The 1,701-nt window shown below is 64.9% G+C and carries 2 protein-coding genes; one reads left to right on the forward strand and one right to left on the reverse strand.

Annotated features, from left to right (window positions below):
• Positions 1-39 precede the first annotated feature (39 nt).
• Positions 40-873, reverse strand: coding sequence for a LysR family transcriptional regulator (locus MOV75_RS36920; protein ID WP_309487003.1), 834 nt, complete (start codon positions 871-873; stop codon positions 40-42).
• Positions 874-1,098: 225 nt separating this feature from the next.
• On the opposite strand from MOV75_RS36920, the gene MOV75_RS36925 reads away from it, so the two are divergent.
• The gene (locus tag MOV75_RS36925; protein WP_246930651.1) at positions 1,099-1,575 is read left to right on the forward strand and encodes a formate dehydrogenase subunit gamma; all 477 of its coding nucleotides are present in this window, start codon (positions 1,099-1,101) and stop codon (positions 1,573-1,575) included.
• Positions 1,576-1,701: the final 126 nt, after the last annotated feature.

Consider the following 1,701-nt stretch of genomic DNA (forward strand, 5'->3'; position numbering starts at 1 on the left):
GAACTTCGAGTTCGCGACCGAGACCCGCGAGGAACTGTTCTATGACAAGGCCAAGCTGCTCGCCAACGGCGACCGCTGGGAACGCGAGATCGCGAAAGCGATCGAGCTCGAGCGCACCGTGTCGGAAAGACCGAGCGTCTCGGCGAGCTTGGCCGGCATCACGCTCGCCCAGCGCCCGGTCTTGACATGCGTGAACAGCACCAGCAGCGAGTTCGAGGTCAGCGTCGGCGTCGCCTCGGCGCCGACCGAGCGTAGCGCGCGGTCGATGATGCGGCGGTTCTGCATGTCTGGCGTCAGCAGGCACAGCGGCACCTGCCCGACCTCGGTCCATGTCACCGTCTCGCGGTCACCGAACATCGCATCCGGCGCGGTCAGGAGACGATAGCTCTCATTGTAGAGCGGAATGGTGCGCACCTTGCCGATCGGCTCGTTCTCGATATAGGTCAGCCCGGCATCGACCTCGAGATTTTCGAGCAGCCCCAGCACCTCGGACGAGGTGGTGGACTGGATGCGGAAGCGCACCTCCGGATGCCTGGCACGGTACGGCGTCGTCAGCGCGGCGACCATGCCGAGCACGGTCGGGATCGCCGCGATGCGGATCTCGCCGGAGAGCTGGTGCTTCAGCCCGTTGATCTCATCACGCATCGCGCGGGCATCGCCCACGATCCGCCGCGCCCAGTCCAGCGCCCGCTCGCCTTCCGGCGTAAAGCCCTGGAAGCGGGACCCGCGCTGGACCAGCATCACCCCGAGGATCTCCTCGAGCTGCTTGAGTCCGGTCGACATCGTCGGTTGCGTCACGCCGCAGACCTCCGCCGCGCGTCCAAAATGACGCTCCTTCGCCAGCGCCAGCAGCAGTTCAAGCTTGTCGATCAACCGAGCGTCCCCTCGAATTCTGTCGTGGCATGCAAGCTAGCACGCCGGGCCCGCACCAACACGCAAAAACCGGCAGCCGGTCCAACTTTCATTGCCATTTCGTATCGATCGATTGCGGTTGCAAATCGATCCGAATTCGCAATCGCAGCACGGGATAGCTTTATTGATCTTCGAATGATTCCAACTAGTTTGCGGCAAAGGAAACGCTCAGGTTGAGAACGAAGAATGACAGCGGTTTTTGAGCCTTGGAACGAGACGCGCGGCGCCGAAATCATCGGCGAACATGCCGACCAAGAGGGCGCGACGCTGGTCATCCTGCACGCGCTGCAGGAGGCATTCGGCTACGTGCCGGAGGCGGCCATTCCCATGGTGGCGCAAGCGCTCAATCTGTCGCGCGCCGAAGTGCATGGCGTATTCACATTCTACCATGACTTCCGCCACAAGCCGGCCGGCCGTCATGTGCTCAAGCTCTGCCGCGCGGAAGCCTGCCAGGCCGCGGGCGGCGATGCGCTGGCTGCGCGCGCAGAAGCCAAGCTCGGCGTGTCGCTCGGCAACACCACGGCCGATGATCGCGTCACACTGGAGCCGATCTACTGCCTCGGCCTGTGCGCGACGGCGCCGTCCGCGATGCTCGACGGCCGCCTGATCGGCCGCCTCGATCAGAAGCGCCTCGATGCGCTGGTCGCGGAGGCGCAACGATGAGCATGCGCCTCTACGTCTCACGTGATGCCGGTGCGTTGGCCGTCGGCGCCGCCGAGGTCGCGCTGGCATTGGAGCAGGCTGCCGCGAAGCGCGGCGTGGCCATCGAGATCGTCAGGACCGGCTCGC

This window comes from Bradyrhizobium sp. PRIMUS42 (genome assembly GCF_023006515.1).
In the GTDB taxonomy this organism is placed as follows: domain Bacteria; phylum Pseudomonadota; class Alphaproteobacteria; order Rhizobiales; family Xanthobacteraceae; genus Bradyrhizobium.